The organism is Lederbergia lenta NBRC 16444, assembly GCF_001591545.1.
Lineage (GTDB): Bacteria > Bacillota > Bacilli > Bacillales > Bacillaceae_C > Lederbergia > Lederbergia lenta.
This window is the reverse complement of record NZ_BCVC01000001.1, coordinates 1,478,633-1,498,382: the sequence shown is the minus strand read 5'-3', so window position 1 is coordinate 1,498,382 and position 19,750 is coordinate 1,478,633. Positions and strand designations below refer to the sequence as shown.

The 19,750-nt window shown below is 37.2% G+C and carries 19 protein-coding genes; 17 read left to right on the top strand and 2 right to left on the bottom strand.

Going from position 1 to position 19,750, the window contains the following annotated elements; translation table 11 throughout:
• The first annotated feature begins 293 nt into the window (after window positions 1–293).
• From BLE01S_RS07055 to BLE01S_RS07030, 6 genes are all read left to right on the top strand, one after another.
• Entirely contained in the window at window positions 294–422 is a 129-nt protein-coding gene (locus BLE01S_RS07055) for an FbpB family small basic protein (protein ID WP_066138962.1), read from the top strand.
• Window positions 423–479: 57 nt separating this feature from the next.
• Window positions 480–623 carry an acid-soluble spore protein N gene (locus BLE01S_RS07050; protein WP_066138959.1) on the top strand — a complete coding sequence of 48 codons (144 nt, stop codon included), beginning with the start codon at window positions 480–482 and terminating at the stop codon, window positions 621–623.
• 36 nt (window positions 624–659) lie between these two features.
• A complete protein-coding gene (gene tlp, locus BLE01S_RS07045) occupies window positions 660–893 on the top strand; it encodes a small acid-soluble spore protein Tlp (RefSeq protein ID WP_082788608.1) in 234 nt (77 codons plus the stop codon).
• A 138-nt stretch (window positions 894–1,031) separates the two neighbouring features.
• A complete protein-coding gene (locus BLE01S_RS07040; RefSeq protein WP_066138953.1) occupies window positions 1,032–1,475 on the top strand; it encodes an acyl-CoA thioesterase in 444 nt (147 codons plus the stop codon).
• Window positions 1,476–1,479: 4 nt separating this feature from the next.
• Window positions 1,480–1,800 (top strand): hypothetical protein, encoded by a 321-nt coding sequence (locus BLE01S_RS07035; protein WP_066138950.1) that lies wholly within the window; start codon window positions 1,480–1,482, stop codon window positions 1,798–1,800.
• Between the two features lie 23 nt (window positions 1,801–1,823).
• Window positions 1,824–2,111 (top strand): HesB/YadR/YfhF family protein, encoded by a 288-nt coding sequence (locus BLE01S_RS07030; RefSeq protein WP_066138947.1) that lies wholly within the window; start codon window positions 1,824–1,826, stop codon window positions 2,109–2,111.
• 113 nt (window positions 2,112–2,224) lie between these two features.
• On the opposite strand, the gene BLE01S_RS07025 is transcribed toward BLE01S_RS07030, so the two are convergent.
• Both BLE01S_RS07025 and plsY read right to left on the bottom strand, forming a co-directional pair.
• Window positions 2,225–3,361: a CapA family protein gene (locus BLE01S_RS07025; RefSeq protein ID WP_066138944.1), complete on the bottom strand. Its 1,137-nt coding sequence runs from the start codon at window positions 3,359–3,361 to the stop codon at window positions 2,225–2,227.
• Between the two features lie 140 nt (window positions 3,362–3,501).
• Window positions 3,502–4,092 (bottom strand): glycerol-3-phosphate 1-O-acyltransferase PlsY, encoded by a 591-nt coding sequence (gene plsY, locus BLE01S_RS07020; RefSeq protein ID WP_066138941.1) that lies wholly within the window; start codon window positions 4,090–4,092, stop codon window positions 3,502–3,504.
• Between the two features lie 170 nt (window positions 4,093–4,262).
• On the opposite strand from plsY, the gene BLE01S_RS07015 reads away from it, so the two are divergent.
• From BLE01S_RS07015 to BLE01S_RS06965, 11 genes are all read left to right on the top strand, one after another.
• The gene (locus tag BLE01S_RS07015; RefSeq protein WP_066138938.1) at window positions 4,263–4,676 is read left to right on the top strand and encodes a CoA-binding protein; all 414 of its coding nucleotides are present in this window, start codon (window positions 4,263–4,265) and stop codon (window positions 4,674–4,676) included.
• Window positions 4,677–4,877: 201 nt separating this feature from the next.
• Window positions 4,878–6,848 carry a DNA topoisomerase IV subunit B gene (parE, locus tag BLE01S_RS07010; protein ID WP_066138935.1) on the top strand — a complete coding sequence of 657 codons (1,971 nt, stop codon included), beginning with the start codon at window positions 4,878–4,880 and terminating at the stop codon, window positions 6,846–6,848.
• 6 nt (window positions 6,849–6,854) lie between these two features.
• The gene (gene parC / locus BLE01S_RS07005) at window positions 6,855–9,275 is read left to right on the top strand and encodes a DNA topoisomerase IV subunit A (protein ID WP_066138932.1); all 2,421 of its coding nucleotides are present in this window, start codon (window positions 6,855–6,857) and stop codon (window positions 9,273–9,275) included.
• 213 nt (window positions 9,276–9,488) lie between these two features.
• The gene (argC, locus tag BLE01S_RS07000; protein WP_066138929.1) at window positions 9,489–10,523 is read left to right on the top strand and encodes an N-acetyl-gamma-glutamyl-phosphate reductase; all 1,035 of its coding nucleotides are present in this window, start codon (window positions 9,489–9,491) and stop codon (window positions 10,521–10,523) included.
• 19 nt (window positions 10,524–10,542) lie between these two features.
• Window positions 10,543–11,772, top strand: a complete 1,230-nt coding sequence (gene argJ, locus BLE01S_RS06995) for a bifunctional glutamate N-acetyltransferase/amino-acid acetyltransferase ArgJ (protein ID WP_066138927.1) — start codon at window positions 10,543–10,545, stop codon at window positions 11,770–11,772.
• Window positions 11,773–11,802: 30 nt separating this feature from the next.
• On the top strand, window positions 11,803–12,600 hold the full coding sequence (gene argB, locus BLE01S_RS06990; RefSeq protein ID WP_174521707.1) for an acetylglutamate kinase: 798 nt from the start codon (window positions 11,803–11,805) through the stop codon (window positions 12,598–12,600).
• Window positions 12,584–13,738, top strand: a complete 1,155-nt coding sequence (gene argD, locus BLE01S_RS06985; protein WP_066138924.1) for an acetylornithine transaminase — start codon at window positions 12,584–12,586, stop codon at window positions 13,736–13,738. The genes argB and argD overlap by 17 nt, the downstream gene beginning before the upstream one ends.
• Window positions 13,739–13,811: 73 nt before the next feature.
• Window positions 13,812–14,864 (top strand): carbamoyl phosphate synthase small subunit, encoded by a 1,053-nt coding sequence (locus BLE01S_RS06980; RefSeq protein ID WP_066138921.1) that lies wholly within the window; start codon window positions 13,812–13,814, stop codon window positions 14,862–14,864.
• Window positions 14,857–17,973 carry a carbamoyl-phosphate synthase (glutamine-hydrolyzing) large subunit gene (carB, locus tag BLE01S_RS06975; RefSeq protein ID WP_066138918.1) on the top strand — a complete coding sequence of 1,039 codons (3,117 nt, stop codon included), beginning with the start codon at window positions 14,857–14,859 and terminating at the stop codon, window positions 17,971–17,973. The genes BLE01S_RS06980 and carB overlap by 8 nt, the downstream gene beginning before the upstream one ends.
• The gene (gene argF / locus BLE01S_RS06970; protein WP_066138915.1) at window positions 17,973–18,920 is read left to right on the top strand and encodes an ornithine carbamoyltransferase; all 948 of its coding nucleotides are present in this window, start codon (window positions 17,973–17,975) and stop codon (window positions 18,918–18,920) included. Before carB ends, argF begins: the two co-directional genes overlap by 1 nt.
• Window positions 18,921–18,993: 73 nt before the next feature.
• Complete coding sequence (locus BLE01S_RS06965; protein WP_066138912.1) at window positions 18,994–19,449, top strand: staygreen family protein; 456 nt, start codon at window positions 18,994–18,996, stop codon at window positions 19,447–19,449.
• Window positions 19,450–19,750: the final 301 nt, after the last annotated feature.

The window sequence follows — 19,750 nt, the reverse complement described above, 5'->3', positions numbered from 1 at the left end:
AACATACAAACTGAGCCCGCTAGTTGCGAGTGCCTCGCAGTTGCCACAGAACATATCATATTTAGTCGAGAAAAGAGATAAAGGGAAAACTGTGAAGCCTAAGAGAAAAGCCGAGGATGACTTATCGAAGGAAGAATGAAACATGAAGTAAGCCGGTAGTTGCCTGCTGAATTAGGCAATATTCCACATGCAATTGGATTCACATATTAAACATTAAAAAGTTAGAAAATTTGGTTTAATTGTATAAGTTTATGCCAATACTATAAGTAGGACAATAATAAGGAGGAATACTGATGAGAAGACCTGGAAAAAAATCATTTACTGATTTAGTTCAAGAAAATAGACAAGCACTTTTAAATGATGCAGAAGCACTGGAAAAAATTGAAGACAAACTTGAAGAAAAGCGCACACGTAATGCCTAATATTTTTTCATAAATCCCTCTTTCCGGGTAATAATGTTATAGAAGGAGGGATGAAAAGTGAGTAATCCGAAAAAAAGCCAACAAAACTTTACTCCAGACCATCTTGGGGAGAAGGAATATGCCTCAAAAAGCAATAAAGGGAAACAAATGGCCAATAAAACAGACAATGAACCGATCGTGATCCAGACAAAAGGTGAATAACTACAACATAGACTACCATCAGAGAGGATGACGAAAATGGAACATAATAAACCAAAACCAGATGATCGTAGCGATAATGTAGAAAAGCTACAGGAAATGGTGCAAAATACAATAGAAAATATGGAAGAGGCTGAAGAGACGATTCAATTCTCAGATGGCGAAGATATACAGCAAGTCAAGGCTAAGAATAAAAGACGTCAAGCTAGTATTGAGAGTATGCAAGCAGAAATGAAAGATGAAGCAGAAGCGGAAAATAATAAATATCAATAATAAAGAGTCGGCTGAAGCCGACTTTTTGTTTTTTACTAAGCAATAAAGGGTAAATTGTAGTTCAAGGTCTTTTCCTTTCTGAAGACAACCAATAAATGTTAAGATGAAGATAATTTAGAGAGATAAGGCGGCAGAACAATGTTAATTACTGAAGCTAAAATAGAAGTACGGTATGCGGAAACAGATCAAATGGGAATTGTCTACCATGCAAATTATTTAGTGTGGATGGAAATTGGCCGAACGAAGCTAATTGAAGAACTGGGTTTTAATTATGCTGAAATGGAAAAGGATGGCATACTAGCCCCAGTGATTGATGTGCATGTTACATATAATTATCCAGCAAAATACGGTGATACTATAACGATAAAAACTTGGATAGAAAATTACGATGGATTAAGGGTTACATATGGCTATGAAGTCTTTACTGGCGAAGGCAAGTTGGCTGTCAATGGCTATACAAAACATGTCTGCGTGAAAAAAGACAGTTTCCGTCCTGTATCACTTAGAAAAACACATCCTAGATGGCATGAAGCGTATGAAAAAGCTAAAAAAATAATAACACAATCAAACGAAAAGGATTAGTCAGATGGCTTTTGGAATATCACGAAAAGAATTAACAGAATGGAAGAATGCGATTGATCAAGGGGGAATTTCCTTTTTAACCCATTACTGGATTGATGAACGTTTTCCAGGTGTAAACACAGTAACAAAAGTAGGCTGCAAAGATCAGCAAAAGCTTATAGCATGGGGACAAAAACATGGATTAAAACGTGAATGGATTCATGATCGTCAAGATGGTTACTCCCATTTCGATTTACTTGGAGAAAAACAAGTAGAAATCCTAACTAAAGAAGGTCTGATTAAGCAATTGGAGTCTTTATCTTCTCTAAAAACACAACCTAGATAGAAAAACAAAGGAGCTGTGAGAAAATGAATATCACATTAACAGATAAAGCTTTAGAATGGTTTAAGGATGAAATGTTGTTGAAAAAAGGTGATTTTGTTCGTTTTTATGTACGGTATGGAGGCTCTAGTCCAATCCAAGAAGGGTTTTCCTTAGGAGTCAATAAGGAAGAGCCAATGGAGGTGGGTGTAAGTCACGAGCAGGATGGAGTCATTTATTTTGTTGAGGAAAGAGATACATGGTATTTCGATAAATATGATCTGTTCGTAGATTATGATGAAAAGACAGATGGCCCATCATATGAATATAAATAATATAAACAAAAACGAGTAAATCCTTTTTTAAAGTTATCCATAAACCTAGTGTTCCATCGTTTTTCTAACAAATATAAAGGCTGGGCCGTAATTATTCGGCCCAGCCTAATTGATTATTTTGGTACATGAAAGAATTCATTTATTTCTTGATAACTATGAGTAGTCAATCCTTTATTATTTGCTTCATCCAATGGATACACACGGTAATTTTTATTATTAGTACTTGATGTAAAAGTTGGGTGAAGCTTTGCTTCCTGAATGGTAGTTGTTGTGTCGCCACCATTCAGTTCCTTCTTTATCTTGATCTCTATCATCCCGCCAATATCTTTATAGTCCCTTATTTGCCCAGATAAAAAATTACCTAGGGAGTAAATGACTAATCCCTGTTTTCCGTCAGGCTTTTCAATCCATTCCATCGGTTGCAACACATGAGGATGATGTCCCAATATGATATCGGCTCCTCCCTGTATAAACTCTGATGCTAGCTCTTTTTGGATATCATTTGGTTGTCGTATATATTCATCTCCCCAGTGTAATGCCAATACAATTAGGTCGGATTTTGATTTCGCTTTTTCCATATCAGCGTGGACTTGCTTTGGATCGAGTACACTAACAAGATAGTCCTTTCCTTCGGGAATGTTTATCCCGTTAAAATGAGTCGCGTACGCAAGAACGGCTATTCGGATACCGTTTACAGTAACGATACGTATATTGGCTTTATCATCTGGGCTTTTAAATGTTCCAGTGTAAGGTAGATTTTTCTTTTCATAATAATCAATCGCACTTAGAATGGCACGCTCTCCTCTATCAAGAGAATGATTGTTGGCGGTCGTCACCATATCGACGCCAGCTTTCATTAAAGCATCAATGATTTCCTGTGGGCTATTAAATGAGGGATACGTGGATATCCCGATTTCAGTTCCTCCAGGGATAGATTCTTGATTTGCAATAAGAAAATCAGGTTTTTGAAGTAATGACTGAACGGGCAAAAGAGCTGGAGTAAAATCATAACCAGTATCTGTCTTTGCATCTTCATACACAGTATCATGAATTAAAATATCGCCAATTCCAGCAATGGTTGCTTCCGAATAAAAACTTTTCGTCACAACATTCAGTAATTTGTTTTGGTGTATAGAAATTGAACTTTGTGATTGGGGAATTTGTTTCTTTTGAAAAAATAATATAGCTGCAATGGAAGCCAACAGAATAACGGTAACAACTATTCCATAATGTAATTTAGACAATTTCATAAGTACTCATTCTTTTCTGTTAAATATTTTTAAACTTTGTATTTATAAATTGGAATGCGACGGACTAACACCCCCCATCTAGTTCTCCGCCTAAGGAAATAAGGTGGGGGGTTAGTCAACTTGATGTGCCGTTTATATGATTAAATCCAATGCACTTTGGGTTCAGTTTTATTTCTAATTCGCTGTATATTAGCTCGGTGTCGGTAGATAACGAAAAAGGCTAAAGCCGATACAACAGCTATTAACGGCCAATCACCAAATATGAGACTATAAATAAAAGCAGAAATTCCTGCGATGATCGACGATAATGATACATATTTAGATAATTTTAGACTAATAAAGAATACACCGATAACTACTAAAAACAAAACAGGTGCAAAGCCAAGCAAAATGCCAGCAGACGTTGCTACTGCTTTTCCACCCCTAAAGCCAGCGAAAATAGGGAACATATGACCTATCACTGCAAATATACCGACTAGTAGAGGGTGAAGCTCATGTATATCAAAGCCGAATAGGAATGGTAGACATGTGGCTAAAGTTCCTTTCAGTATGTCCGCGAGAGTAACAGCTATTCCAGCTTTCATACCTAATGTTCTAAAAGTATTCGTAGCGCCAAGATTGCCACTTCCATGTTCTCTAATATCTTTTCCGTAAAATAACTTGCCAACAATTAACCCAGATGGTATTGACCCCAATAAATAAGCTAATATAAATATAAGTGCATATAACATATCTTTAACTCCTTTGCGTGAATCCTGTTCATTGATTGTACCATGAAGATTCTGTAAAAGAAAAAATATTTTTATCTAAGTTTCAAAATAATAATTACCATTAGTTGCAACAAACTTCATCCTGTTTTACGATAGGGAGACAAAGGAAGTCTATAGGAGGTAGTTTTTTTATGTCGATTGTCAATCCGGACCGTAAAGAAATTGGTCAAATATTAAAAAAAGCAAAGAGAATTGCTGTTGTCGGTTTAAGTAATAACCCGGATCGTACTTCTTATTCCGTTTCAGAAGCGATGAAAAATGTCGGTTACGAGATCATACCTGTTAATCCACAAGTATCTGAAGTATTTGGAGTAAAGGCTGTAGCATCATTGAAAGATATAGAAGGCCATATTGATATCGTGAATGTATTTAGACGTTCTGAATTTTTACCCGAAATTGCCAAGGAATTTGCAGAAATTAATGCCGATGTATTTTGGGCACAACTTGGAGTGGAAAATGAGGAAGCTTACGAATTTTTAAAAGAAAAAGGCTACACCGTCATTATGGATCGCTGTATCAAAGTGGAACATGCTTTAACAAAATAACAAAAAAGGCAAGCGCTACGCTGCGTTTGCTTTTTTTTGCCCATTATTTATTCTAGAGAGTAATAGAAAAATGTCGATTTGCCAAAACTAGCGTCTGAGATATAAAATAGATAATACATGTATAATATACTTATGATATAATCATACGAACGAACGTTTGTTTGCCGGGGCGCTATGCCTCTTGTTGAAAGGGGAATATGAGTGACAGAAAATAAAATAGAATTTGAGTATAATGATGAATCCATCCAAATTTTAGAAGGATTAGACGCGGTTAGAAAACGACCAGGGATGTATATTGGTTCAACAGATTCAAGAGGTCTACATCACCTTGTTTATGAAATTGTCGATAATTCCGTTGATGAAGCGCTAGCTGGACATGGCGATGAAATTATAATTAGCATTCACAAAGATAATAGTATAAGTGTAGAAGATAGTGGAAGAGGTATGCCTACAGGAATGCATGCATCTGGAAAACCAACTACTGAAGTTATTTTGACTGTTTTACATGCTGGTGGAAAGTTTGGCCAAGGTGGCTATAAAACGAGCGGTGGATTACATGGTGTTGGTGCTTCGGTTGTTAATGCATTATCGGAATGGTTAACAGTTACCGTTAAAAAAAATGGTTTTATTTATGAGCAAAAGTTTCATAACGGCGGGAAACCGAAAACAACACTTGAAAAGATCGGCAAGACAAAGCAAACAGGTACAAAAATTCATTTTAAACCAGACCCTACCATTTTTAGTGCATTAGTTTATAATTATGATTCCTTAAGTGAGCGTTTACGGGAATCTGCTTTTCTGTTAAAAGGATTAAAAATTGAATTGAATGATCTACGAAATGATGTGCAAGAAGTTTTTTGCTATGAAAATGGTATTGAAGCATTCGTAGAATATTTAAACGGGGAAAAAGATGTGTTACACCCTGTAGCCTCATTGGAAGGAAAAACGAATGAAATTGAGGTTGAATTTGCTTTCCAATTTAATGATGGTTATTCGGAAAATATGCTTTCTTTTGTTAATAATGTGCGCACGAAAGATGGCGGTACGCATGAGATAGGCGCCAGAACAGCGATGACTAGAATCTTTAATGAACATGCACGCAGAACTGGATTATTAAAAGAAAAGGATAAAAACCTTGAAGGTTCAGATATAAGAGAGGGACTTGCCGCAATTGTATCCGTAAGAATTCCTGAAAAAATGCTTCAATTTGAAGGGCAAACGAAAGGAAAGCTAGGGACAAGTGAAGCCCGTTCAGCTGTTGACACTGTAGTATCAGAGCATTTGGCATATTTTTTAGCTGAAAACCATGCTGTCAGCACATTGCTTGTAAAAAAAGCGGTTAAGGCATCGCAAGCTCGAGAAGCAGCCCGGAAAGCTCGAGAAGCAGCAAGAAGTGGGAAAAACCGAAGGAAGTCAGATGCACTTTTGTCTGGGAAACTGACACCTGCACAATCAAGAAATCCAGAAAAAAATGAATTGTATTTAGTGGAAGGTGATTCAGCGGGAGGATCAGCAAAACAAGGACGCGATCGCCGTTTTCAAGCTGTCCTGCCACTAAGAGGTAAGGTCATCAATACGGAAAAGGCAAAGCTTCAAGATATTTTCAAAAACGAAGAAATCAATACAATTATTCACACGATAGGTGCAGGAGTTGGAACTGATTTTTCCATTGAAGATATAAATTATGACAAGATTGTCATTATGACTGATGCGGATACGGATGGAGCTCACATTCAAGTTCTATTACTTACCTTCTTTTACCGCTATATGAAGCCATTACTTGAAGCAGGTAAAATATTCATTGCTTTGCCACCCCTGTATAAAGTGAGTAAGGGAAGTGGAAAAAAAGAAGTGATTGAATATGCTTGGACAGATGATGAATTAGATGGTGTGACAAAAAAAGTTGGTAAAGGCTACATGCTCCAACGTTATAAAGGTCTTGGTGAGATGAATGCAGATCAGCTATGGGAAACAACGATGAATCCTGAGACAAGAACGCTTATTCGAGTATTAATTGATGATTCTGCACGAGCGGAAAAAAGGGTAACTACATTAATGGGTGATAAAGTAGAACCACGAAGAAAATGGATTGAAGGCAATGTTCAATTTGGTATGGAAGAGGATCAAAGTATATTAGAGAATGAACATTTGATCACCGAGGGGAGGAAATAAGTTCTTATGAGCGAACAAGAAATTTTTCAAGATTTACCGCTTGAAGATGTCATTAGTGATCGCTTTGGTCGCTATAGTAAATATATTATTCAAGAACGTGCTTTACCAGATGCGAGAGACGGTTTAAAGCCTGTTCAACGTAGGATTTTATTTGCGATGCATACAGAAGGTAATACGGCTGAAAAAGGATTTAGAAAATCAGCAAAAACCGTCGGAAATGTAATCGGAAATTATCATCCTCATGGTGATACATCGGTCTATGATGCGATGGTAAGAATGAGTCAGTCGTGGAAAGGACGAAAAATGCTCGTTGAAATGCATGGTAATAACGGGAGTGTAGATGGAGATCCCCCAGCGGCGATGAGATATACAGAAGCGAGACTATCGCAAGTCGCTTCTGAATTATTACGTGATATTGAAAAAAATACTGTTGACTTCATTCCAAATTTTGATGACACCTCATCTGAACCTACAGTCCTACCTGCAAGATTTCCCAACTTACTTGTAAATGGATCGACAGGTATATCAGCCGGTTATGCTACCGATATACCTCCTCACCAAATTGGCGAAGTAATTGATGCAGTAATGATGCGAATTGACCATCCTAATTGTACGGTGGATAAAATTATGACTGTCATAAAAGGACCTGATTTTCCTACGGGCGGAATCATACAGGGAGTAGACGGTATTAAAAAAGCGTATGAAACAGGTAAAGGAAGAATGGTAGTCAGGGGTAAGACTGAAATAGAGACAATGCGCGGCGGTCGACAGCAAATTGTTATTACGGAAATACCATATGACGTAAATAAAGCAAATCTTGTAAAGCGAATAGATGAATTTAGATTAGACCGTAAGCTGGAAAGTATCGCTGAAGTAAGAGATGAAACAGATAGAACAGGAATGCGTATCGTTGTTGAATTAAAGAAAGAAGCCGATACAGAAAGCATTCTTAACTATTTATTTAAAAATAGTGATTTACAAGTAACCTATAATTTCAATATGGTGGCCATTGAAAATAAAAGACCGAAGCTAATGGGATTAATGGATCTTCTTGATGCATACATCGCTCATCAAAAAGAAATTGTTACGAATCGCTCACGCTATGATTTGGAAAAAGCGATAGAAAGACAGCATATCGTTGAAGGTTTAATGAAAGCTCTCTCTATCTTGGATGAAGTCATTGCGACTATACGTGCTTCGAAAGATAAACGTAATGCAAAAGATAATCTAATCCAAGCATTTCAATTTACAGAAGCGCAAGCAGAAGCAATTGTATCTTTACAGCTTTATCGATTAACGAATACAGATATTACTGCTTTGCAAGCAGAGGCAGATGAACTTGCTCAAACAATTGCTACTTTGACAGCTATTTTAGAAAGCGAAAGCAAATTATTCGGTCTCATCAAAAAAGAATTAAAGGTAGTAAAGAAAAAGTATAATGATGAACGTCGTACAATCATTGAAGATAAAATCTCAGAGATTAAGATCAATCTTGAAGTAATGATCCCAAGTGAAGATGTGATTGTAACAGTTACGAAAGAAGGCTATATTAAGCGGACAAGTATAAGATCGTTCTCAGCCTCAAATGGACAGGATTTAGCAATGAAAGAATCGGATCAATTGCTACTTCAAACAGAAATAAATACAACGAATACCCTCCTGTTATTCACGAATAAAGGGAACTTCTTGTATTTCCCTGTACATGAGCTCCCTGAAATTCGCTGGAAGGATTTAGGTCAGCATATTGCTAGTTTACTTCCTATTGCTAGTGATGAAGAAGTGATTAAAGCCCTCCCGATTACTGATTTCGAACAAAATGCTAATCTGTTATTTATTACGAAACAAGGTATGATCAAAAAAACCGAACTTTCATTATATAAAGTGCAACGCTACTCGCGTCCACTTGTCGCAGTTAATTTACGAAAAAATGATACATTAGTCGACGTACACTTGACAGATGGAAACCTAGATATATTTCTTGCAACACATACAGGATATGGTTTATGGTTTCCGGAAGAAGAAATTGGTCTTGTCGGCGTAAGAGCAGCAGGTGTAAAAGGAATCAATTTAAAAGATGATGACTATGTTGTGAACGGGGAAGTCTTTGCGTCTAGCGAAAATGCAGCTATTTTTATTGCCACGCAACGTGGAGCAGTCAAAAAAATGAAAATGTCCGAGTTCGAAAAAGGAACTCGCAATAAACGTGGTGTTGTCATGCTTAGAGAGTTAAAGAAAAATCCACATAGAGTGATCGGGATGAAAGTGATTGATAATGAAGTGAATTTTACAATAGTGACGACAAAAGGAAAGGAAGAACAAATTTCTCCTAGCTCCTTTAGATTTACTGATCGCTATTCAAATGGATCATTTGTTTTTGATGAAACGGTCAGTGGTGAAGCAGTACTGTTAAGAAGAAATGTAGAGTAGATTAAAATAGAGATATTCACAGCTTTTTATACGAAAGCCCTTGTTTTTAAAAAGGGCTTTCTTTTTTTTGAAAAAATTATAAATATACTGTTGAATTTATTTTTATTCAACGTATAATAGAAAACATCACATATTTCACCTTAATTATGCAACATTACGTATTTAAATGTATTTTTTCGAAAAACTGATTAATAAAAAACAGGAGTGAATGTAATGAAAGCAGGAGTTGTTGGTGCAACAGGTTATGGTGGAGCTGAACTGCTTCGGATTTTGCATACACATCCATATATTAAGGTTACGTCCATATATAGTTCTAGCAAAAATGGAGAAAACATCACGGAACATTATCCACATCTACAAACGAATTTTCCACTTAAGTTGGAAGAAATCAATCCTAGTAAAATGGCACAACAAACGGATATTGTATTTTTAGCAGTTCCAACTGGTATTGCATCTACCCTAGCTCCACAACTTTTGGAAGCTGGTTGTACTGTGGTCGATTTATCAGGAGATTTCCGCCTTGAGAAGTCTGATGAATATGAAAATTGGTACAAGAAAAAAGCAGCGCCAAAAGAGTGGGTGGATCAAGCGGTATATTGTATTCCCGAATTAAACCGCAAAGTCTTAAAGGATACTAAATTTATTTCTAATCCCGGCTGTTATCCCACTGCTTCATTACTCGGGCTTGCTCCCCTAGCAAAAGCACAGCTAATAAAAGAGGATTCTATCATTATTGATGCGAAATCTGGTGTTTCTGGTGCAGGGCAAGCTGCTAATTTTGATACCATCTATAATGAATTAAATGAAAATTTAAAGATTTATAAAGTGAATCAACATCAACATATACCTGAAATAGAGCAAATGCTACAACAATGGGGCTTTACTTCACCTATTACATTCCACACACATCTTGTTCCAATGACAAGGGGGATTATGGCAACAATTTATGTATCCTTAAACGAAACATTGTCAGAAGATCAATTATTCCAGTTATATCGCGAGTTTTATGAAAATGAAGCTTTTGTAAGATTGAGAGATCCAGGAAAATTTCCAGCAACAAAAGAAGTAGCCGGGTCTAACTATTGCGACATTGGATTAAGTATCGATAAACGAACGGGTAGGGTCACAATTGTTTCCGTGATCGATAATTTGATGAAGGGTGCAGCAGGCCAAGCGATTCAAAATGCTAATATATTGTTAGGGTTTGAAGAAACTACTGGATTATCATTTAGTCCTATATATCCTTAATTTTAAAGGAGTGAAAAATATGCAATTGGAATATAAACAAAAGTTAATAAAAAATAAAGAAGGTAGCATCATTTCACCAATTGGCTTTACTGCAGCAGGCATTCATACAAAGGTGAAGCGTAAACGTAAAGACTTAGGTGTCATACTTTGTGACGTACCTGCTGAAGCAGCAGCAGTATACACGCTAAATCAAATTATTGCAGCTCCCTTAACAGTCACGAAAGAGAGTATTTCCTCGGAAGGGAAAATCCAAGCAGTGGTGATTAATAGCGGTAATGCGAATGCTTGTACAGGTAGTCAAGGAATGCTTGATGCATACACAATGAGAGATACGGTCGCAAAGCATTTTTCGATTAAAAATAATTATGTTGCAGTGGCATCTACAGGTATTATTGGTGAAAATATGCCAATGGATAAAATTACTCCTGGCATATCCCAACTTGTCCCAGAAAAAAGTTCGGAAGCAGCATTGTCTTTTAACGAATCCATTTTGACGACTGACACAATGATGAAATCCACTTGTTATGAAGTAGAAATAGATGGTGTTACAGTGACGATGGCCGGTTCTGCTAAAGGATCAGGAATGATTGCACCAAATATGGCTACAATGCTAGGGTTTGTGACAACAGATGCCAATATTGCAAATGAATATTTGCGAACCGCATTAAAAGAAATCACAGATGAAACGTTCAATCGTATTACAGTCGACGGCGATACATCAACAAACGATATGGTACTAGTAATGGCTAGCGGGATGGCTGGAAATGATTCACTTACTCCAGAGCATCATGAATGGGAAAACTTTATCCACTTATTAAAGCAAGTGTGTGAAGATTTAGCTGTCATGATTGCGAGAGACGGAGAAGGTGCAACAAAGCTAATTGAAGTACAAGTAACTGGCGCTTATACAGATGAGGAAGCAGGGATGGTTGCTAAATCAGTTGTAGGTTCCGATCTTGTTAAAACGATGGTCTTCGGATCTGATCCTAACTGGGGCAGAGTGATGATGGCTGTTGGTAAAAGTGGAGTAAAGCTCGACCCAAATAAAATCGATATAGCTTTGGGAGCTCATACATTATTATTACACAGCGAGCCTACTAATTATGTAGAAACAGAACTAACTAAGTATTTAAATAATGATAAAGTTATTATTAATATACATTTAAACTGTGGTTCCGGTACAGGAAAAGCTTGGGGTTGCGATTTGACGTATGATTATGTGCGAATAAATGCTAGTTACAGAACATAACGGAATATATGGAGAAAGGGGGATAAAATAATGGGTAAAATCATCGTTATTAAATGTGGCGGGAGTATGATTGATTCCCTAACAGATGAGTTCTATGAAAGTATTAAAAACTTACAAGCACTTGGGTATCAACCTGTTATTGTTCATGGCGGTGGGCCAGCTATTAATTCCATGCTCGATAAAATGAATATAAAATCCGAATTTGTGAACGGTCTGCGAAAAACAACAGATGAAGTGATGAATGTAGTAGAAATGGTTCTTTCAGGATCTATCTCAAATAAGCTTGTCCGTCATTTACAAATGCAAGGGATCGCATCGATTGGAATTAATGGCGCGGACAGTGGTCTCCTGTATGCTGAGGCGAAAGACCTGAGTAATTTAGGTTTTGTAGGGGAGATAAAAACGATTAATAAAGATGTGATTCACAAATTAATAACAATTGGCTTAGTACCTGTCATATCGCCGATTGCTTCTGGAATAGATGGTGTGGATTGCTATAATATCAATGCAGATACAGCTGCTGGTGAAATTGCGGTCGCATTAGATGCACAAAAGCTATTGTTTGTAACAGATGTTCCAGGGGTATTAAAAAATGGAAATATGATTAAAGATGTAACAAATAAAGAAATCTTAGCTTTAATAGATGAAGGAACGATTTCAGGTGGAATGATACCGAAAGTCATGGCTGCTATCCATGGATTGGAAGGTGGAATGACTGAAGCGGTAATCGTGAGCGGAAAAAAGCCACTCATAGAAGGTACTGATATGGTAGGCACCATTATTCGAAAAGAAGTGGAGGTCAGCGAAACTCATGAGCAAATTATTTGAAAACTATGCAAGATGGGATATCGAAATAATCTCTGGAAATGGTACGAAAGTGTATGACTCGGAAGAGAAGGAATACCTAGATTTCACATCTGGAATAGGAGTATGTAATGTTGGCCATTGTAATCCGAGTGTTGTAGCAGCTACAGAAACACAATTAAAGCAACTTTGGCATACATCCAATTTATTTACACATTCTTTACAAGAAAAAGTAGCTGAAAAGCTTGTTCAATCTTCTATGGGAGCAGCTGTATTCTTTTGTAATAGTGGAGCAGAAGCGAATGAAGCAGCGATAAAACTTGCCCGTAAATATACAGGAAAGTCCAAAATAATTACGTTCAACAAATCCTTTCACGGAAGAACATTTGGAACGATGGCAGCCACTGGCCAGGATAAAATTAAAGCAGGTTTTGGTCCGATGCTTGAATCGTTTATCCATTTGCCATTTAATGATTTGCAAGCATTAGAAAAAGAACTCGATCATGAAACAGCTGCAGTCATGCTGGAAGTCATCCAGGGTGAAGGTGGAGTAAACCCTGCAAATGAAGACTTTTTACAAGGGATAGAAAAGCTTTGTAAGGAAAAAGGTGCTTTATTGATTATTGATGAGGTACAAACAGGAATAGGGCGTACAGGTAAAGCATTTGGATATCAGCATTATAATATTTCACCTGATATCATCACTTCAGCTAAAGGATTAGGGAATGGATTTCCGACAGCTGCTATGATTGGTACAGAAAAAGTTAAATCTGCTTTTAATCCTGGAAGTCACGGATCTACTTTTGGTGGAAACCCATTAGCCATGTCTGCGGCAAATGCAACATTGGATATTATAATGAATGCTGATTTTCTAGCTGAAGTAGAGGAAAAAGGGAATTATCTTTCTGAGAAGCTTGATGATATGTTTGCTAAGGTCCCGGAATTTAAAGGCACCCGACATAAAGGTTTAATGATTGGATGCGAATTCAGTAAAGAAGTAAGTGATATAGTAACTCAATTAAGACAAAATGGCCTATTAGTAATAACTGCTGGACCAAATGTCATTAGATTACTCCCTCCATTAACAGTAACGTACGAAGAAATAAATGAAGCACTAGAAATTTTGGCTAATACTTTAATAGAACAAAAACAATTAGTATAATATATTTTTTTGTATTCAGTGTATAAAAATGCACGAGTGAAAATAAAAATACGTAGATAGGAGATGAAAGATAATGCAAGGTTCCTTAAAACTCGCAACTGGAGAAATATTTAACGGCGATTGGTACGGAGAAATCAATAAGAGTTATGGAGAGGTTATTCACTATACTGGAATGGGTAATTTTCTTGAATTCTTAACAGACCCTGCTGTTAAGGGGAAAATTGTCCTCTCTACGTATCCAGGGATACTAAACAGTAGTACGGATACAAATAAATTTGAAAGTGATCACATTCAAGCGGTTGGAGTAATCACTCAACAAACATTACCGCTAAATAATATAGATAATCATACGATTGCGGGATTATGCATGCAACAGAACATACCAGTATTAACGAATACGGATACGCGAGCCATCATGAAACGATTGCGTGCGGGGGGCGAAATGCCAGCTAAGATGGTAGCAAACGAACAGCTAAAAGTTGTTGATCCCACTCCATCTACACCAATTGCTGTAAACACAAATAAAAAGATGAATCAGTCAGGTAGTAAGCATATGGTGATCATCGATTTTGGAGTGAAAAAGTCGTTAATAAACTGGTTAATAGCGGAGAATTACAAATTAACGATTGTTGCCCCAGAGATGCCTGCTAATGAGATAGTGGCATTGGACCCGGACGGCGTTATTTTTTCTGGAGGTCCTGGTAATCCGGAAGTATGGAAACAAAATCATTCAGAGTATCGAAAAATAGCGGAAAAATACCCAACGATCGGATTCGGATTAGGTCATCAAATACTTGCTAGTACGTTTGGTGCCACAGTTGAAAAGTTAGCTCGTGGTCATAGAAGTTTTAAACAACCAATTATTCATACAGCAACCAATCAAGTATTTTTATCCGTGCAAAATCATGGTTATGCAGTGGATGAACAAAGCCTAAAAGATACTGGTTTTTCTATATCATTCAAATCCATACAAGATGGGACCGTGGATGGCCTTGTTCATGACCAATACCAAATTGTCACTTATCAATTTCATCCCAATGGGAAAAATGTGAAACTTGAAACAATGATGCTCCATTCTTTCTTTCATCAACTGGATCAGCAAAAAGGAGTTAAGTTATATGCCTAAGCGAAAAGACATAAATAAAGTTTTAGTAATAGGTTCCGGCCCTATTGTAATCGGGCAAGCAGCGGAATTTGACTATGCAGGTACACAAGCTTGTATGGCACTTAAAGAAGAGGGCTGCAAAGTAATTTTATTAAATAATAATCCAGCAACCATTATGACAGATGAACAATTTGCTGATACTGTCTATTTTGAACCACTAACAACAGAAAGCGTAACGGAAATAATTAAAAAAGAGCGTCCAGATGGGATTCTTGGTACAGTTGGTGGTCAAACAGGGCTTAATTTAACGGTTGAATTATATCAGCTTGGCGTTCTAGATAAATATGATGTAACAGTGTTAGGGACGACACCTGAGTCGATTATTCAAGGGGAAGATAGGGAAGCGTTTAGGTCATTAATGCATGAACTTGGTGAACCTGTACCTGACAGTGAAATCATCCACACGGTTGAAGAAGCAGTTACATTTGCAAAAACAACAGGTTATCCGGTTATTGTTCGACCCGCATACACACTTGGAGGTGGAGGCGGAGGCATCGTATCCACAGAAGAAGCATTAATTTCAGTTGTAAAAAAGGGGCTTGATGCCAGCCCAATTACACAATGTTTAATTGAGAAGAGCATTGCTGGGTTTAAAGAATTAGAATTCGAAATGATGAGAGATGAGAATGATACATGTATTACTATTTGCAACATGGAAAATTTTGATCCTGTCGGTGTACATACAGGTGATTCAATCGTCATAGCACCTCAGCAAACATTAAATGATAAAGAATATGAAGCCTTATACACATCTGCGGTAAAAATTATTCGAGCTTTAAAAATAATCGGTGGCTGTAATATTCAATTTGCCCAAGACCCTCATAGCTCTCAATATTACTTAATTGAAGTGAATCCAAGATTAAGTCGTTCATCTGCACTTGCTTCGAAAGCAGCTGGTTATCCAATTGCAAAAATTGCTGCTAAACTGAGCATGGGATATTTACTGCATGAATTAATCAATCCAGTTACTGGTACAACGTTTGCAAGCTTTGAGCCTGTTATGGATTACACTGTAGTAAAAATGCCACGCTGGCCATTTGATAAGTTTCCACAAGCAGATCGCAAGCTGAGCACGCAAATGAAAGCGACAGGTGAGATAATGGCAATTGAAAGCCATCTACCTGCAGCATTTCAGAAAGCGATTAGATCATTGGAAATGCAAACGATTGGTTTGGAATGGAAAGGCATCTCCACCTATGATGAAGCGCAACTGTGGGAATCATTAAGCTTACCTGATGATATGCGTTTCTTTGCGATATTAGAGTTAATGAGAAGAGGTACATCCTCCGAAAAAATCCACGAAACAACAAAAATAAATATGTTTTTCCTAGCATGCTTAGCGGATTTAATTGAATGTGAGAATCTGGCAAAGCAGGAAAAGATCGAAACAGTGAGTCCGGAATTCCTTACTCAGCTTAAAATAAAAGGCTTTTCTGACGAATGGTTAGCAAAGATCTGGAATGCTGAATTAATCCAAGTTCGAAATAAACGGAAAGAGCATAATATTATACCTGTATACAATATGGTAGATTCATGTGCTGGAGAGTTTCCAGCTGAAACTCCGTATTTTTATTCCACTTGGAAAGGCGAAGGGGATACGGTTAAACAAAATAAAAAGAAAAGAATCGCGATCATTGGTTCGGGTCCAGTTCGAATTGGGCAAGGAATTGAGTTTGATTTTTGTACTGTTCAAGGGGTACTTGCTTTGAAAAAAGCGGGCTACGAAACGATTTTAATCAATAATAATCCTGGAACGGTAAGTACCGACTTTCAAATTGCTGATAAACTATACTTTGAACCATTGCGAGCGGAAGATGTGCTGAATGTGTTGGAACATGAAAACCCAGATGGTGTCATTGTTCAGTTTGGCGGACAAACGGCGATTAATCTAGCAAAAGATTTAGAAGATCATGGTGTGCCATTATTAGGGATTACCCAAGATCAAATTGATATAGTAGAAGATCGTGAGCGATTTTATGCACTTCTCCAAGAGCTTAACATCCCGCATATTCCTGGTGTGACAGCAGAAAACGAACAAGATTTATTTGAGAAAATGAATGATATTGGTTTTCCGCTTTTACTTAGACCTTCGTATGTAATCGGTGGGCAAGGCATGATCGTCATTCATGATGAAAATGAATTGCGAGCAAGCTTGCAGCAAATCGAATTTCCAGTATTAGTTGATGCCTATTACAGAGGTACAGAAATGGAGATTGATGTGCTTTCAGATGGAGAAGAAATAAGCATTCCGGGATATTTCGAACATATTGAAAAAGCTGGTGTTCATTCTGGAGATAGTATGGCTATTACTCCACCGATTTCGATTTCAGATAAGTTTATGAAAGACGCGCATGTATACTCAGAGAAAATTGCTAGAAAGCTAGCTTTTAAAGGAATCTTTAATGTGCAGTTTGTCATTTACAATGAACAGGTATATGTATTAGAGGTAAATCCTAGGGCATCTCGAACAGTACCTATTATCAGTAAGATTACTGGGAATAATTTAATTGATGAATGTGTCAAAATATTAACTGGTGCTATACTAACTACACAGCAACAAGCGAAACAAACATATTATGCAGTGAAAAATCCTGTTTTTTCAACCGGTAAATTAGACGGCGTGGATCCCGTGCTCACTCCTGAAATGAAATCGACTGGAGAATTAATCGCATTTGGTTCTAATGTGGTTGAGGCTTTAAGTAAAGCAGTTAAGTGGAATAGTCAATCTAATTTCAATGAAAAGCTTCATATTTATCTAGACGCTGAGGAAAAAGAATTATCACAATTAATCGGTCTTCTTGATTCATATGGTGCAACAGTTACAACGAATCTTGATGATCATTCATTTTCACAATGGATCAAGGAAAACAGAGGTTCCATCATTGTAAGCTTATCCCAATCAAAAGCAGCGGAAGAAAAGAGAATGGCAGCATCAGCCGGCCAATTCATTGTTATCACAGAAATAGAGACATTAGAAAAGTATTTAGCTGCATGTAGCCAACAGATAGTTGGTCCAAAATCACTTCAAGAGTGGCAAGAAGAATCAATAGGAAAGGAAAAGGTGATCTAATGACAACGATCAAAGAAAGTTTGAAAGGTAAACATTTATTAACTCTAATGGATCTTACAACTGATGAGGTAATGGATATTTTGGACCTAGCAATAGATTTGAAAGAAAAGCAAAAGAAAGGCGAATCCCACCATATATTAAAAGGTAAGACACTCGGGATGATCTTCGAAAAATCATCTACAAGAACGCGCGTTTCCTTCGAGGTTGGTATGTATCAATTGGGAGGTCATGCACTTTTTCTCAGTCGTGATGACATTCAAATCGGGAGAGGAGAAACTGTAGAAGACACGGCAAAGGTATTATCTCGCTATGTAGATGGTATTATGATTCGTGCCTATAGTCACGAATCTGTTGAGGAATTAGCAGCTAATTCCTCCGTTCCTGTTATTAACGGATTAACGGATGATTATCATCCTTGTCAGGCTCTTGCTGATTTAATGACCTTGTATGAAGAAAAAGGCACACTTTCCGGGAAAAAACTTGCTTATGTTGGTGATGGCAATAATGTTGCCCATTCACTTATTCTTGCTTGTGCTAAAACAGGAGTAAACTGTTCAGTCGCTACACCAAAAGGTTATGAACCTAAGGCAGTTATTGTTGAAAAAGCGAAGGAGATCGCCAAAGAAACGGGGGCGACCATTGAAGTTACGCATCATGCACAAGAGGCAGTTGCTAATGCTGATGCAGTCTATACAGATGTTTGGACGAGTATGGGCTGGGAAGAGGAAGAAGCGGTAAGATTGGAAGCATTTCAACCATATCAGGTGAACAGTGAGCTTTTGAGCCATGCAGATCAAGAAGCAATATTTCTTCATTGTCTCCCTGCAAAACGTGGCGAAGAGGTAACTGCCGAGGTCATAGATGGTCCACAATCATTCGTATTCGAGGAAGCAGAAAATCGTCTTCATGTGCAAAAAGCAATCATGGTCGCATTAATGCAAGAATAACAAGCAGTAAGGTTCACCATATGTAGGCATTTTCCATATAGTACAGTAAACAACATAAAGGAGGACCTGCAAAATGGAAAAGCTGCGATCCTACTTAATTACTGTGAAATTAATGCCACCTGTAACGGAATATGGACCTGTTGATGGAAGAAAATATACATTGTCAAACATGGAAACAGATGAGTCTCGTATATTGATAATCGATACAAAATATGCCATGAACGTAGGAAATGTACGAAGCGAAGATATTCTTACTGCTGAATGGAGACCAAAACTCGGAGAATATATGCTAACTGGAAAAGTATATATAAGCGGTAGTGAGCATGATGAAATGGTCGCATTAAATCGCTATAATGTTTTGAATGATAATCTTCCTGAAATGATTCAAAACATTATTAAAGGTGATTTAGCGCTCTACAAGCATGTTCCTTGGTTACTAGATGCACCAATCTATATACAGTATGATTCTCATATTCCGCGTTATAATGTTTTGAAACATTGTGGTACACCGAGGCGTTATTTAATTTAAATCATATCGAAAAAGCCCAGCATGCTTTATCAAGGTGCTGGGTTATTTGGTGTGTATAGTGAAGTAAGCTTAGTGACAAGCTTACTGCTTTAGGCCGCCAAGAAGACTTTGACTTGGAAGACAAAAAACATTTGAATTTATGCAATAGATAAAGATGAAAATAAAATCCCATTAAAGAAAATTACACTTGAATTAACAACAAACACGGTATACTCCTTTGAAATTACTGGTGATTCGATAAGGGAAGCTGATCTTAAAAGAATTGATTAATACAACCCAACAAACGGGTGCAAAGTAAAAA